Here is a 14,454-nt window from a genome sequence, read left to right on the forward strand (position 1 = left end):
CCCCCAGTGGCCGGAGTCCGGCGAGTCGGAGGGCCGCCGCCCCGTGCCGCCCGCCCCCGGCCAGTCGACCGGTCGCCGCGCCTTACCCGAGCCGCACGGGTTCCCCTCCGCCGAGCCGTCGGCCACCGGCTCCCACGCGTTCCCGGAGCCACCCGGCTACCCACCGGCCGACCCGCCACCGACGCGGCACACGGATCGCCGCGTCAGGCCGGACACCCCGGGCCAGCGCTCCGGTAGCTATCCCGTGCCTCCCGTCCCCGGCCAGAACATCAGCCGCCGCGCCAGGCCCGACGACGGTTATGGACCCCACAGCTTCGGCCCCGGTGTGGAGGCCGCCCACCGAGCCGCCTTCGACAACGGCCTCGACAACGGCCTCGACAACCGCTTGGGCCCCGGCCAGCACACCGGCCGCCGCGCGATGCCCGACCAGGGCTTCGGCCCAGCCACCCCCGGGAGCGACTTCGGACCGCCGGCAGACGGCGGCTTCAGCCCGTTCGACAGCGGTTTCGGCCCGGGGACCGCCCCCGACGGCGACTTCGGCCCCAGCGCCGCACCGGACAACGGCTTCGGACCGGCGGCACAGGACCGCGGCTTCGGCCCAGCCGCCCCGGACACCTTCGGCCCCGGGCCGAGCGGCTTCGGCCCTGGCGCGGCGCCAGACGGCGGTTTCGGGCCAGGCACTCCGGACAGCGGCTTCGGCCCAGGCCCAACGCCCCACGACGACTTCCGCCCAGCGGCCAACTACGGCTTCGACCGAACCCCCGGACCCGCCGCACCCGACGGCTTCGGCCCAGGTGTCGCGCCCGACAACGGCTTCGGACCAGGCGCACCAGAGCGCGGCTTCGGCCCGGGCGCGGGTACCGACCACGGGTTCGGCGCGCCGGCCGACAACGGGTTCGGTCCAAGTGCGGCGCCAGCCAACGGGTTCGGCCCGGGCGCCGAATCCGACAACGCCTTCGGGCCGCGCGCCGGTGCACCAGAACGCGGCTTCGGACCAGGCGGGCCGGCCGAAAACGGTTTCGGCCCGGGCGCCGGGCGTGGCGCACCCGAGGGCGGGTTCGGTCCTGGCCAGGGCACAGGCCGCCGCGCCATGCCTCCTGGGGGCTTCGGCCCCGGTGGTCCCGGCCCCACCCTGCCGCCAGGGCAGGCGTCCGGTCCCCGGCCGGTGCCACCCGCCCCCGGGCAGTCCACCGGTGGTCGCCCGCTGCCCCCCGGCCACTCCACCGGGAGCCGCCCGCTACCGGAAGGGCTGCGTGGACCCGGCCAGAGCTCCGGCTACCGAGCCATCCCCGGCGACCCCGGCCCGCTCACCGGCGACCCGATGGCCGGCGGCCACCAACAACTCGGTCCCGGCGACCCGATGCCGGGCGGCCGCCACCCCTCGGGCCCCCTACCGCGCGACCCGATGCCGGGCAGTCGCCACCTCTCCGGCCCGATTCCCCGCGACCAGCTGCCCGGCGGCCACCACCCTTCAGGCCCGCTCCCCGGCGACCAGCCCGGCGGCCGTCACCCCTCAGGACCCGGCGAACAACCGCCAGGCGGCCGCCACCCGTCCGGGCCGCTGCCCCGGCCCGCCGACCCCATGATGGACGGAGCTCCCCCGATCCCGGCGGCGCGGCCGGGAGGCCAGGAGCCGGTCGGTCAGCGCTCCATGCCGGGTGGGCAGGGCCCGGTCCCGCTGCCGCCCCCGCGCCTCCCCGAGGAGGACGCCATCTCGATGACCGCCGAGATGGAGGCGATCGGCGAGGAGGTCCAGAAGCGCCGCGGCATCGACCACACGCTGGCCCGCTTCTCCGCCGTGCACGACGAGATCCAGGCCGAGGAACGCGAGCGCAAGGCCAAGCGCCGCAAGCTCATGCCGTGGCGGCACGACGACGAAGAGATGGACCGGCTCGACGAGCTGGTCGCCGGGCAGACCATCAACGGGCCCCGGCCGCAGGTCGCGCCGCAGCAGGCCGATGCCCCCGAGGAGCTCGCCGAGATGCTCCCCGACGGCGGCGGCCCGACGCGGCTGCAGGAGAAGAAGTCGCGCCGCCGGACCCGCTCGACGCTCGCCATCCGCGCGTTCGCCGCGACCGCCGCGATCCTGGTGTTCGTGGCGACCGGCATCGCGTGGGGCTTCAAGAGCTGGGTCGACGCGAGCTCGCAACAGGTCGACGCGCTCGACCCGAACTCCGACGCCATCCAGGACGCCGCCAAGCAGAGCGGCGACGAGAACTTCCTCCTCGTCGGCTCCGACACGCGCGCCGGCGCGGCGGCCGAGGACGGGGCCGGCGACGAGGGCAACGTCCTCGGCGCCCGCTCGGACACCGTGATGATCGCGCACATCCCGGCCAACCGTGAGCGTGCCGTCGTGGTGTCGTTCCCCCGCGACCTCGAGGTCACCCGGCCCGCCTGCGAGGCATGGGACCCCAAGTCCGGGGACTACACCGGGGAGCGGAAGCCGGCCGAGGAGGGTGTCAAGCTCAACACCGCCTACCAGGTCGGCGGACCGAAGTGCGTGACCAAGATGGTGCAGCAGCTCTCCGGGCTCATGATCAACCACTTCGTGGGCGTCGACTTCAACGGCTTCAAGGGCATGGTCGACGCGGTCGACGGGGTGCAGGTGTGCGTCGAGCGGCCGCTCAAGGACGACGTCCTCGGCACGATCGTCCCGGTGGCCGGCGAGAACGTCACGCTCAGCGGCGACGAGGCGCTCAACTTCGTCCGCGCCCGGCACGTGCAGGGCGACGTGACGTCGGACTACGGCCGGATCATCCGCCAGCAGCGGTTCCTGTCCTCGTTGCTGCGCAAGGCGATGTCGTCCGAGGTGCTGCTCGACCCGGGCAAGCTCACGGGCTTCGTGCAGGCGTTCTCGAAGTCGACGTTCGGCGACAACATCGGCGTCGAACAGATGTTCACGCTCGGTCAGTCCCTGCAGGGCATCGAGGCCGGGCGGGTCACGTTCGTCACCGTGCCGACCGTCGGCGAGGCGAACGAGCGGGGCAACGAGGACCTGCGCGTCGACGACACCAAGGCGCTGTTCTCCGCGATCCGCGAGGACTCCCCGCTGCCCGGCGAGTCGCCGGGCAGCGGCACGCAGCAGTTGCAGTCCGGGCTGGCGGCGCAGCCGAGCGGACCGGTCGACCCGAAGACGATCAAGTTGCAGGTGTTCAACGGCGGCAACCCGACCGGCGGCATCGCCGGCGCCACCGCCGACCAGCTCGCCGACCTGGGCTACCAGATCGTGTGGGTGGACGCGGCGCCGGAGAACGTGGACCGCACGGTCATCAAGTACGCGAAGGGCAGCGAGGCGCAGGCGCGGACGCTCGGATCCTCGGTGCCCGACGCGGAGCTCGTCGAGGATCCGTCGCTGGCGGGCGCGGTGCAGCTGATCATCGGTCCCGGCTTCGACGGCGAGGTGGTCGCGCCCGGTGAGGGCAGTGGCGGGCAGCCGCTGCCGGAGGATCTCTCGACGGTCAACGGCGGAGACGTCTCCTGCGCCTGACCAGGCGCTTCATTCGTTGGCCTGGGGTTCACCCGGGATTCATCGAGCGATGCGCTTCGTGAGTGGCCGCACCCGTAGGCTGTCGCCATGCGCGAGGCCTACCAAGTCGAACTCGGCGAGCTCGTCGTGGAGCTAGCCGGCATGTGCTCGATGGTCGCGACGGCCATGGAGCTCGCCACCCGCTCGCTGCTCGATGCCGATCTGCGCCTGGCCGAACAGGTGATCGGCGACGACACGAAGGTCGACGAGACGAGGTCCGCGTGCGAGGAGCACGCGTACGCGCTGCTGGCCCTGCAGGCGCCGGTGGCCACGGACCTGCGCAGCGTACTGGCCGCCATTCACGCGGCGGAGAGCCTCGAGAGGATGGGCGACCTGGCGCTGCACGTGGCGAAGGCCGCGCGGCGCCGGCATCCGCAGCCGGTGCTGCCCGAGCAGGTGCGGCCCCACTTCGCGGAGATGGGCCGGGTGGCGGTCGAGCTGGCGCGCGAGGCCGAGCAGGTCATCCTGAGCAAGAACATCGAGCAGGCCCACTCCCTGGAGCGGGCGGACGACGAGATGGACGACCTCCACCGCCACCTGTTCTCGGTGATCATGGACAAGGACTGGCCGCACGGCGTGGCCTCGGCGGTGGACGTGACGCTGCTGGGCCGCTTCTACGAGCGCTTCGCCGACCACGCCGTGTCGGTGGCCAAGCGGGTCGTGTTCGTGGTGACGGGCCGCATGCCGGGTGCCGCCCACGACGACGTGCTCTGAGCGTTTCCGGCGGCCTCCGGCCCCGGAATCCAGCGTACCGACGCCCACCGACGAAACCGGCCGCACAGCCGCCCCTGTGGACAACGTCCGGCGACACGTGGGGGCCCCCGCTTTCCAGCCTATTCGGCACCACCGACGGTTTCGGTCGCGTGACGAGCGGACTGTGGACAGGTGCGGGTGGGGAGCGGCGAGAGGTCAGCGGTTTGGCGCGACCGACTCGATCATCTCGCCCAGCTGGTGGGTCAGCCGCGACGTGTCGGCCGGGGAGAAGGTGCCGGTGATCACGCCGTCCTCGTCCGGTGGGCGGGACAGGGTCAGGTATCGACCGGCGTCGGTGTCCAGCCAGGTCAGCCCGCCGGCGCGAACCTCGCGGCCGTGCCGGTCGCGGCCGCTCACCGCGAAGAAGCCGGTGCCCGTGCGCGGCCGGGAGAGATAGCTCGCCGCCGCGCGCAGCTGCTGCTCGGTCGTGGCCCGAACCTGCTCGCCGAAGACCGTCTGCTCACCGTCGTCGCGCCGGTGCCGGGCCGGGGCCGGCCGGCGGATCGTCACCGACTGGCCCGGTCCCGCCTGCGCCTTCGGCAGCAGACCGACGAGCGTCAGCGCTAGCGCGGTCGGCCGGATCAGCTCGAAGCGCATGCTCTGCTTCTCCTTGACCGCCAGCACACCCGTGTCCTTCGTGGCCGACGCCCGCGCGTAGATCTCCTGGTTCTTCTCGACGGTGCCCATCACGGCCACCGCGATCACGTAGTCCGACAACGTCCGCATGGCGCACTCGAGGTCGGGATCGAACCCGTTCACCCCGACGAGGCCCCGCTTGGCCAGGTCGGCGATGACCGCGCGGGTGATCCGCTGCCGGTCCACCTGGAACTCCCCGACGCTGGGGATCTCGAACGGGAACAACCGGATGTTCACCCCCAGCAACTCGGCCACGATGTCCGCCGCGGCGAGCGACAGCGAGAAGGACCGCACCATCACTCACCGATCACAGGCGGTGCGGTCATCTCGTCGGTACCGAACACCGCATCGGGATCGCCCTCGACCAGGAACGACGGCCGCTGGTGCTCATCGTCCTCATCGCCCTGACCGCGCCCGGCACCCATCGGGGCACCCATGCCCGTGGCACCGCGTCCGGCGGCACCGGCCGCGCCACCGCGCATCGCCGCGTTCTCCGCGGCCAGCGCACCGCCCGCACCGGCACCCATGCCACCGCCCGGTCCGACGCCGCCGCGGCCGCCCAGGCCACCCGCACTCGACGAGCCACCGGCACCGCCGGCACCCGAGCCGGAGCCGAGGCCGCCGCCCGCACCAGTCCCACTGCCGGACCCGAAGCCACCGCCCGGTCCGAAGCCACCGCCCGGTCCGAAGCCGCGCCCGCCGCCCAGGCCGAACCGGCCGCCGCTGCGCTCGGCGTCGCTGCCGCCAGGACCGCCACCAAGGCCGACCGGCAGCGGCGCGCCGGGGAAGTTACCGCCGGGCTGGCCACCGCCGGGCCCGGGGCCACCGCCACCCGGCACCGGGAACTGACCGGGGCCGCCGCCGACCTCACCGCCTGCGCTGGGACCGGTCACGCCGGTGGAGCCGCCGCTCGGGAGACCCGGGAGCCCGCCGGTGCCGCCAGTACCCGTGCCGCCGCCACCAACGCCACCCGCGCCGCCGTCGGCACCGCCACTCGGAGTCGGAATCCCACCACCGCCGGGCCCGGCGGTGCCCGTCGGCCCCGACAAGATGGCCGAGGTGCCACCCGACGCCAGGCCTCCAGCCTTGCTGATGCCACCGATCTTGTCCCCGCCGGTCGGGCTGATCTTGCCGCCCGCACCGCTCATCGCCGGCGGCGGCGCGAACGCGGGCATGGTGCTCGCGGTGGCGAGGGAGCTGTCGTAGGTCCCCACGACCTGCGCCGCCTTCTGGTGCGCCTCCTGCTGAGCGGAGTACTGCGTCATGTAGGTGCGGTACTTGGTCATGTACTCGACCGGGTTCGTCGTCGACTGCAGGTCGCGGTTGGCCGCAGCCACGTCGAAGTCGACCGGCTCGGGCATCGAGCGCTTCGCGTCGGCGAGCGCGGACGCCTGGATGTTCGTCTGGGTGCCGGCGAGCTGCGCGCTCTGCCCGGCGTTGCCGACCCAGTTGCCGACGTCGGCCATGAATGTGCGAGCGGAGTTCCCGGCCGAACCCTGCCAGTCAGCCTCACTGTTGGTGATCGCGGACGCGACGCCGGACTGGAACCGAGTCATCGCGTTGCCCGCCTCGATCCAAGTATCGCCCATCTCCCCGACCCCGTCGGGGTCCACCCCCTGGGTGACCATCTTCTGCAGGTCGGGATGCGGGTTGCTCAGGTAGTTCCCGGTCATCATCGGCGGCGGTTTGCGGGTCTCCACGCCGACGGCGAGCTCCCGGGCTTGCTCGTTGAGCTCCTGATCGTAGGCCGAGTCGACGCGGTGCTGCCGGGTGACGATGTTGATGATGCGGTCGAGCAGCCCGTCGTCGCCGGCCTCCTGCGCGTCGGCCGTATGCTCGGCGTCCTGCTGGGCCTGCTCGCTGGTGTCGGAGGTCTCACCGCGATCGATGTAGTACTCGCTGTTCGGATCCCGGGTCGGGTTGTAGTACTCACTGTTCGGATCCGTCGTGGGGTCGTACCCGCCACCGTAGTCCGAATCGGACGGATTGGTCACGCCTCGCGGTGCCATTGCTCGCTACTCCCACTACCTCAGGGCAACTTGGGTTCTACAAGTTCCGCAGCCTGCTTCGCGATCCCGCAGGCCCTAGCCTCGTCGCCGTTGGCCGCCGAAATGACATCCACCCGGGACGTGTCCGTCACACCGAGAGCGAAGGCGCAGCTGCTGACGCCACCGGTGAACTGAACGGCGTCATGCGACCCGATGGTCGTCGGCGTTGCCGGACCGCTGGACTGCACGTCCGCGAGCCCGAGCTCGTCGGCGACCCCGATGCTGACCGTGTGGCTTCCAGACGCCGTGAAGAGACACGTGCGCTGCCCGCCAATGTCGTCCTCGGTGCCGGCGGCGAGCTGAAGCTGCGACTGTTCGGCGCTGGTCAGCAGCTCACATGGCTGCAGATCGCCTGTGCCGGAGTCGCCACCCCCGGTCTCGGTGGGTTCGGCCGGCTCGCTGGTGTCCTCGGTGGGGATCGTCGGCAGGCCGGTACCGTCCCCGTTGCCACCGGGGCTGGCGTTGCCCGGCGTCTCCTGGGAACAGCCGGCGAGCACCAGCGCGACCGCCGCCACCAGCGGAACCAGCAGAAGCCTCACGGGTGTGCCCGTCACGCCTTGTACCGCTTTGCCAGCTCGGTGTCCATGTTCTTGTAGTTGCCCATGGCGTCCTTGATGCCCTGCTCGGCCTGGTCGAGCGAACGGGCGAACTCCTTGAGCATCGTGATGAACCCCTGCTGGTCGGTGGCGACGTTCTGGACATAGGGCTTGAGCGTCTGGGCACCGTGGCTGCCGCCCAGCGGCGGCACCTGCGCCAAATGTGTCAGCTTGGCATCCTGCCCGTTGATCCAGTCACGCATCTCACGGATGGCCTCGAGCAACGCTCGGCCACCGCTCTCGTTGATCGCGAAGTGTCCCTCGGCGGCGGCCACCGCGAACTTGCCGGCCGCAGCCGCGATACCCATAATTTTCGCGGCAGCGCCAATTCCCGCCCCACCGCCACCACCTGCGTCAAGCATGATCGGCCCCTGTCTTTGCCTGCTCACACCACACCAGCACGGTACCAATCAGCATCCGTGCGGGTCCCCATTGTGACGTAACTCGGCCCGTATGGGTTCCCGTTGGTGAACGTAAGCCGCTCCTGGTCAACCGCGTGGGGTGGGTCAGCCGAAGCGGCCCGAGATGTAGTCCTCGGTCGCCTTCTGGGATGGGTTGGAGAAGATCTTCTCCGTCGCGTCCATCTCGATCAGTTTGCCCGGCTGGCCGACGCCGGCGAGGTTGAAGAACGCCGTCTGGTCGCTCACCCGTGCGGCCTGCTGCATGTTGTGGGTGACGATCACGATCGTGTAGTCCTTCTTGAGCTCGCCGATCAGGTCCTCGATCGCCAGTGTCGAGATCGGGTCGAGCGCGGAGCAGGGCTCGTCCATCAGCAGCACGTCCGGCTGCACGGCGATCGCCCGCGCGATGCACAGGCGCTGCTGCTGCCCCCCGGACAGCGACGAGCCCGGCTTGTCGAGCCGGTCCTTGACCTCGTTCCACAGGTTCGCCCCGCGCAGCGACCGCTCCACGATCTCGTCGGCGGTCTGCTTCGACATGCGCCGGTTGTTCAGCCGCATGCCGGCAATCACGTTCGCGTGGATGGACATCGTGGGGAACGGGTTCGGCCGCTGGAACACCATGCCGATGTTGCGCCGCACCTGCACCGGGTCGACCGAGCTGCCGTAGAGGTCCTCGCCGTCCAGTGCGATCCGGCCCTCGATGCGGGCGCCCGGGATGACCTCGTGCATCCGGTTCATCGATCGGATCACGGTCGACTTGCCGCACCCGGACGGGCCGATGAGCGCGGTCACGGCGCGCGGCTCAACCGCCATCGTCACGCCCTCGACCGCGAGGAAGTCGCCGTAGTAGATGTTCAGGTTCGAGATGTCGAGTCGTTTCGCCATCGTGTTGGTCGCGTCTTCCTAGTCGTGATCCGTCGTGGGGCCTCAGCGGCCGGTCCTCGGCGCGAAGAAGCGGGACACGAGCCGGGCGATCAGGTTGAGCAGCATGACGGTGATGATGAGCGTCAGCGCCGCGGCCCAGGCCCGGTCGTAGTTGATCGTGACGATGCCGTTGGGCGCGAGGCCCTGGTTGTACTGGCGGAACACGAACACCGGCAGCGTCATCATCCGTCCGTCGAACAGGTCGAAGTTGGCCGAGTCGACGACACCGACGGTGATCAGCAAGGGCGCGGTCTCACCGATGACGCGGGCGATCGCGAGCATGACACCGGTGACGATGCCGGCCGCCGCGGTGCGCAGCACGACCTTGACGACCGTGAGCCACTTCGGCACGCCCAGCGCGTAGGCGGCCTCGCGCAGCTCGTTGGGCACCAGCTTGAGCATCTCCTCCGACGCCCGCACCACCACCGGGATCATCAGCACCGACAGCGCCACCGAGCCGACCACGCCCATGCGCACGCCCGGTCCGAAGAGCAGCGCGAACAACGCGTACGCGAACAGGCCGGCCACGATGGACGGGATGCCGGTCATCACGTCGACGAGGAACGTGATGCCCCGGCCGAGCCGGGTCGGCCCGTACTCCACCAGGTAGATCGCGGTCATCAGGCCGATCGGCGCCGAGATCACCGTGGCGAACAGGGTGATCTCGAGCGTGCCGACGATGGCGTGGTACACGCCGCCGGCGTCCATGCCGCCGAACACGCCGCGCATCGTGTAGGTGAGGAAGTAGAGGTCGAACCGCTCGAGCCCGTACTGCAGCACAGTCCACAGCAGACTCACGAGCGGGATCACGGCGAGCGCGAAGGCGCTGTACATCAGCGTGGTCGCGAGCCGGTCGCGAGCAGCCCGGCCGCCCTCGACGACGCCAGCGACCACCAGGGTCGTCACGGCGAACAGGATGACGCCGAGGAACACCGCGAGCGCGATCGAGAACGCGCCGAACATCGCGAGCATGCCGGACACGACCGCGAGCGACAGCGCGAGCAGGGCGATCGGGGCGAAGCGCGGCAGCCTGCCGTGGCTCAGCTTCTTCGACCCGAGCTCGACGTCCAACGGGTCCTGGAGGGTCGTCATCAGTTGGCCCCCGAGAACTCGGCGCGCCGCGACACGATCCACCGCGCGACCAGGTTGACGATCAGGGTGATCACGAACAGCACCAGGCCGGTGAAGATCAGCACGTTGACACCGAGGTTGGCCGACTCCGGGAACTTCAGGGCGATGTTCGCGGCGATGTTCTGCTGCTGGCCCGCCTGCAGGATGAAGATCGAGTAGGTGAGCCCCGGCGAGAGCACCATGGCGACGGCCATCGTCTCGCCTAGTGCGCGGCCGAGGCCCAGCATTGTCGCGCTGATGATGCCGGAGCGGGCGAACGGGAACACCGCGAGCCGGATCATCTCCCAGCGGGTGGCCCCGAGCGCCAGCGCGGCCTCCTGGTGCAGGGTCGGCGTCTGCAGGAACACCTCGCGGGACACCGCGGTGATGATCGGCAGGATCATCACCGCGAGCACGATGCCCGCGGTCAGGATCGTGCGTGGCGGGCTCGCCACCGGCCCCTCGAAGAGCGGAATGAAGGGGAAGGTGTCGTTCAGCCAGACGAAGATCGGCTCGACCCTGGGCATGAGCCACAGGGCGCCCCACAGGCCGTAGACCACGCTCGGGATGGCGGCCAGCAGGTCGATGACGTAGCCGAACGTCTGTGCCAGCTTGCGCGGTGCGTAGTGCGAAATGAACAACGCGACCCCGACGGCGATCGGAGTCGCGATGAGCAGCGAGATGATCGCCGCCAGCACGGTGCCGAACACGAGCGGACCCACGTAGCCGAGCAGCGACTGGCCGTCCTCGATCCACTGGATCTTCTCGGTGAGCTCGGCGCTGGGGGTTCCGATCGCCGGCCACGCCTCGGCGAACAGGAACGCGGCGACCGCCGCGAGGATGACGAGGATCAGGACACCGGCGACCCGGGCGGCGCCGGCGAACACGACATCGCCTGGTCGCCGTGGTGCACGTTGCTTGCCTCGTCGAGTTGGCGTCTCGCGCCCGGCCGCCGGTTGGCCCGTTGTTGTCACGACATCTCCGCGGAACGGGAAGGGACGGGCTCAGCCGGATGGGCGACCGATTCGGCCGGTCGCCCATCCGCCTGATCAGACCGTAACAAGGGGTCCAGCTCGATCAGCTGCCCGCGCTGACGGCATCGAGGGCGGCCGCTACCTCGGTGCGCAGCGTGTCGGAGATCGGCGCGGACCCGGCGGCCTCGGCAGCGGCCTTCTGCCCGTCCTCGCTCGCGACATAGCCGATGAACGCCTTGACCAGCTCCCCCTGGGTCGCGTCCTCATACGTCTGGCAGACGATCGTGTAGGAGACGAGCACGATGGGATAGGTGCCCTCGGTCGTGGTGTCGCGCTTGAGCTCGTAGGCCAGGTCGTGCTCCGACCCGCCCGAAAGCCGCTCCGACTCGTCGACGATCTTCGCGGCCGCGTCGGCGGACGGCTCGACGAAGCTCTCGCCGACCTTGATCTTGGCCGTGCCCAGCTGGCCCGCCTGGCTGGCGTCCGCGTACCCGATGGTGCCCTGGCCGCCCTGGACGGTCTGCACGACACCCGAGGTGCCCTGCGCCGACTGACCACCCTTGAGCGGCCAGTCACCGCTCGGCTCGTGCGGCCAAGCCCCACCGGCGGTAGCGGCGAGGTACTCGGTGAAGTTCTCGGTGGTGCCGGACTCGTCCGACCGGTTCACCGGCACGATCCGGGTGTCGGGCAGGTCGGCGTCCGGGTTGTCCGCCTTGATCTTCGCGTCGTTCCACTTGGTGATCTTGCGGTCGAAGATGGCCGCCACGGTCGCCGGCGAGAACTGGAGGTTGTCCACGCCGTCGAGCTTGTAGATCACCGCGATGGGGCTGATGTAGAGCGGCAGGTGGATGGCGTCGCCACCGCACCGCTCACTCGCGGCCGTCCGCTCCTCGTCGTCGAGGACCGCGTCGGAGCCGGCGAAGTCGACCGCGCCCTCCCCGAACTGGGTGCGACCGGCGCCGGAGCCGGCCGGGTCGTAGCTGACGGTGACGTCGGGGTTCGACGAGCCGAAGCCCGCGATCCACGCCTGCATGGCCGATTCCTGGGAGCTCGCACCCGCACCGGCGAGGTTGCCGGACAGGTCGCTCGACTGCTCCGATCCCCCGGAGCTGACGGGGTCGTTGCCGCACGCGGTCAGCGCCAGGGCACTGGCGGCGACGATGGCCGCGATGCGGCCGTAGCGGATGCGCTTCACTGGATCCTCTCGAGGTATGTCGAAGTCACGGGTCGTCCTGCCCGCCGGCACGCAGGCCCGGACGACACGCTGTGCCCCGCTGGATTCGCGGCACGACGCGGACGCTAGGGAAGGGGGGTGGACAGGGCCGGGTGTTCAGGTGAACACCACGTGAACACCACCGGATTGTGACTTTTGTTGCGTCGCGTAACGACGTTCGCCGATCACCGCTGGTAGGCGACGTCCTTTTCGGCGACCGTGAACCCTAATCGGCGATACACGGCGACAGCCGGTGCGTTGTCCGACTCGACATAGAGGATCGTGTCGCCGAGTCCCTTGTCCCGCAGGTGATGCAGACCGGCGAGGGTAAGCGCCCGGCCCAGGCCGCCGCCCTGCGCACGCGGGTCGACGCCCACGACATAGACCTCGCCGATGTCGCCAGGATGGGTCTTGGTCCAGTGGAAGCCGACGATCTTTTCGTTGCTGGTGGCGAGAAAGAAGCCCGCCGGGTCGAACCAGGACTCCCGCTCGGTGGCCTCGACGTCGGCGACCGTGAGCTGGCTCTGCTCGGGGTGCCAGTCGAAGGCGCGCCCGTTGACGGCGACCAGCTCGCGCTCATCTTGGCCGGGGATGAACGTGCGCACGGCGACGCCGTCGGGCCAGACCGGCTCGGGCAGGTCGGTGCGCCGGTCGAGGCGCATCTTGAGCAGCTCGCGGACCCGTGCGAGGTGGTATCGCTCCGCGATGCGCGCGGCGGCCGGATGGTCGCCGTGAGACCAGATCCGCAGCTTGGGGCTCGCCTTGGCCAGCACCTCGGCAACGAGCCGTGCGCCGTGCCCGTGGCGGCGGTGGGCCGGGTGCACGATGGCCTCGGCGACCTGGTTGCCGAACGCGTCGCCGCCGGTGTCGAGGTGGGCGTATCCGACGAGCCGTCCCTCGCGCCCGCCCGCGTCCGTGCTCCCGTCCGCGTTCTCGTCCGCGGCCGTGTCGCGCGCAAGCAGGTGTAAGCCGCCGCGGAACTCACGCGGAAGCGGCCGGCCGGCCTCGATCTCGGGCCGACCGTCGGTCTCCTTCGCCGCGAGGAGCAGCGCCCGCACGTCGTCGCCGGGTTCGGACTCCTGCCAGGTCATGTCCACGCCGACGACGTTACCGACCCGCGCCGACAGCGAGGCGCGCCCAGAGGTGGGTTGTCCACAAGGATGGTGGTTGTCCACAGGCACACCGCCGAGCCCGGTTGTCGTCGGTCATCGCCGGTAGAGTGGCATCGAGGGTGGCCCCCGGGACAGGGTGGGGCTTGCGTTTCTTGCGTTCCGCACGCGCGTGCACGCGGGGTTGGTTTCGGTTGGCGGAGCGCGTTCGGGCGGGTCGGTGTTGCCGGGCCGGGGTTGGTGCGGCGAGACTCCTTGTGGTTGAGCGGAATCTCGGCTACCGGCCGGACCCTCCCGGCAACGTCAGGACAGCGGAAGTGACCTGACCGGGTCGGGCTCGGGCGCCTGGGCGGTCGGCTTCGGTGGCTGGACGAACTTGTAGCCCACGTTGCGCACCGTGCCGATCAGCTGCTCGTGCTCCGGGCCGAGCTTGGCCCGCAGCCGCCGGACGTGTACGTCCACGGTCCGGGTGCCGCCGAAGAAGTCGTAGCCCCACACCTCCTGCAGCAGCTGCGCCCGGGTGAACACCCGCCCGGCGTGCTGCGCCAGGTACTTCAGGAGCTCGAACTCCTTGTACGTCAGGTCGAGCGGCCGCCCACGCAGCCGCGCCATGTACGTCGCCTCGTCGATCACCAGCTCGCCCAGGCGCAGGCTTCCGTCGGCACCGGGTGCGCCGGCCGGGCTGCGCGAGGTCAGCAGGCGCAGCCGGGCGTCGACCTCCGCGGGGCCCGCCGTCGGCAGGATGATGTCGTCCACGCGCCACTCGGGGTTGACCGCGACCAGGCCGCCCTCGTTGACGATCGCCACGACCGGGACGGAGTCGCCGCCGCTGGTCAGCAGGCGGCACAGGCTCTTCGCCGAGGCGAGGTCGGCACGTGCGTCCACGAGCACCACGTCTCGTGACCCTGCGTCGAGCAACGCGGTCACCTCCGGCGCCTGGGTGCGCACGTGGTGGGGCAGCAACATCAGGGATGGCACGACCGAGCCCGGCGTTGGGTCCGCGGTGAGCAGCAGCAGGTCGAGGCTCATGACGGCCCGCCTCTCTGGGTTTGCTCCGTGGCTTTCCGGGAGAATAGCCGCCGTGCCCATGAAATGTCCTGGTCGTGACGCAGGTGTCACACGAGTGCACCAGCACACGGCCGACGGCGTGAGGCTGACGGGACT

General features: G+C 70.8%; 12 protein-coding genes. 2 read left to right on the top strand and 10 right to left on the bottom strand.

Features of this window, described 5'->3' with window-relative positions; translation table 11 throughout:
• Both ACRDTB_RS18625 and phoU read left to right on the top strand, forming a co-directional pair.
• Positions 1–3,487: LCP family protein (locus tag ACRDTB_RS18625; protein WP_431431907.1), on the top strand; the 3,487-nt coding region annotated here is incomplete at its 5' end.
• Between the two features lie 87 nt (positions 3,488–3,574).
• On the top strand, positions 3,575–4,240 hold the full coding sequence (gene phoU / locus ACRDTB_RS18630) for a phosphate signaling complex protein PhoU (RefSeq protein ID WP_431431908.1): 666 nt from the start codon (positions 3,575–3,577) through the stop codon (positions 4,238–4,240).
• Positions 4,241–4,435: 195 nt separating this feature from the next.
• Here the strand turns inward: phoU and ACRDTB_RS18635 are convergent, their stop codons facing one another.
• The 10 genes from ACRDTB_RS18635 to ACRDTB_RS18680 form a co-directional block, all read right to left on the bottom strand.
• Positions 4,436–5,212, bottom strand: coding sequence for an ESX secretion-associated protein EspG (locus tag ACRDTB_RS18635; RefSeq protein ID WP_431431980.1), 777 nt, complete (start codon positions 5,210–5,212; stop codon positions 4,436–4,438).
• Entirely contained in the window at positions 5,212–6,924 is a 1,713-nt protein-coding gene (locus tag ACRDTB_RS18640) for a hypothetical protein (protein WP_431431910.1), read from the bottom strand. The genes ACRDTB_RS18635 and ACRDTB_RS18640 overlap by 1 nt, the downstream gene beginning before the upstream one ends.
• A 20-nt stretch (positions 6,925–6,944) precedes the next feature.
• Entirely contained in the window at positions 6,945–7,517 is a 573-nt protein-coding gene (locus tag ACRDTB_RS18645) for a DUF3558 family protein (protein ID WP_431431911.1), read from the bottom strand.
• Positions 7,514–7,921 (bottom strand): hypothetical protein, encoded by a 408-nt coding sequence (locus ACRDTB_RS18650; protein WP_431431913.1) that lies wholly within the window; start codon positions 7,919–7,921, stop codon positions 7,514–7,516. The genes ACRDTB_RS18645 and ACRDTB_RS18650 overlap by 4 nt, the downstream gene beginning before the upstream one ends.
• Before the next feature lie 144 nt (positions 7,922–8,065).
• Positions 8,066–8,845: a phosphate ABC transporter ATP-binding protein PstB gene (gene pstB / locus ACRDTB_RS18655; RefSeq protein ID WP_431431915.1), complete on the bottom strand. Its 780-nt coding sequence runs from the start codon at positions 8,843–8,845 to the stop codon at positions 8,066–8,068.
• A 42-nt stretch (positions 8,846–8,887) separates the two neighbouring features.
• A complete protein-coding gene (gene pstA, locus ACRDTB_RS18660) occupies positions 8,888–9,976 on the bottom strand; it encodes a phosphate ABC transporter permease PstA (protein ID WP_431431917.1) in 1,089 nt (362 codons plus the stop codon).
• Positions 9,976–10,881, bottom strand: coding sequence for a phosphate ABC transporter permease subunit PstC (pstC, locus tag ACRDTB_RS18665; protein WP_431431919.1), 906 nt, complete (start codon positions 10,879–10,881; stop codon positions 9,976–9,978). Before pstC ends, pstA begins: the two co-directional genes overlap by 1 nt.
• A 190-nt stretch (positions 10,882–11,071) precedes the next feature.
• Positions 11,072–12,163 (bottom strand): phosphate ABC transporter substrate-binding protein PstS, encoded by a 1,092-nt coding sequence (gene pstS, locus ACRDTB_RS18670; RefSeq protein WP_431431920.1) that lies wholly within the window; start codon positions 12,161–12,163, stop codon positions 11,072–11,074.
• 203 nt (positions 12,164–12,366) lie between these two features.
• Entirely contained in the window at positions 12,367–13,272 is a 906-nt protein-coding gene (mshD, locus tag ACRDTB_RS18675) for a mycothiol synthase (protein WP_431431982.1), read from the bottom strand.
• A 321-nt stretch (positions 13,273–13,593) separates the two neighbouring features.
• Complete coding sequence (locus tag ACRDTB_RS18680; RefSeq protein ID WP_431431923.1) at positions 13,594–14,319, bottom strand: winged helix-turn-helix transcriptional regulator; 726 nt, start codon at positions 14,317–14,319, stop codon at positions 13,594–13,596.
• Between the last annotated feature and the right edge of the window lie 135 nt (positions 14,320–14,454).

This window comes from Actinophytocola sp. (genome assembly GCF_050699935.1).
Classification (GTDB): domain Bacteria; phylum Actinomycetota; class Actinomycetes; order Mycobacteriales; family Pseudonocardiaceae; genus Actinophytocola.

Bases quoted from the DNA above. Each gene is read 5' to 3' on its own strand.
- phoU (WP_431431908.1), top strand. From the start codon at position 3,575: ATGCGCGAGGCCTACCAAGTCGAACTCGGCGAGCTCGTCGTGGAGCTA.
- ACRDTB_RS18635 (WP_431431980.1), bottom strand. From the start codon at position 5,212: ATGGTGCGGTCCTTCTCGCTGTCGCTCGCCGCGGCGGACATCGTGGCC.
- ACRDTB_RS18640 (WP_431431910.1), bottom strand. From the start codon at position 6,924: ATGGCACCGCGAGGCGTGACCAATCCGTCCGATTCGGACTACGGTGGC.
- ACRDTB_RS18650 (WP_431431913.1), bottom strand. From the start codon at position 7,921: ATGCTTGACGCAGGTGGTGGCGGTGGGGCGGGAATTGGCGCTGCCGCG.
- pstB (WP_431431915.1), bottom strand. From the start codon at position 8,845: ATGGCGAAACGACTCGACATCTCGAACCTGAACATCTACTACGGCGAC.
- pstA (WP_431431917.1), bottom strand. From the start codon at position 9,976: ATGACGACCCTCCAGGACCCGTTGGACGTCGAGCTCGGGTCGAAGAAG.
- mshD (WP_431431982.1), bottom strand. From the start codon at position 13,272: ATGACCTGGCAGGAGTCCGAACCCGGCGACGACGTGCGGGCGCTGCTC.
- ACRDTB_RS18680 (WP_431431923.1), bottom strand. From the start codon at position 14,319: ATGAGCCTCGACCTGCTGCTGCTCACCGCGGACCCAACGCCGGGCTCG.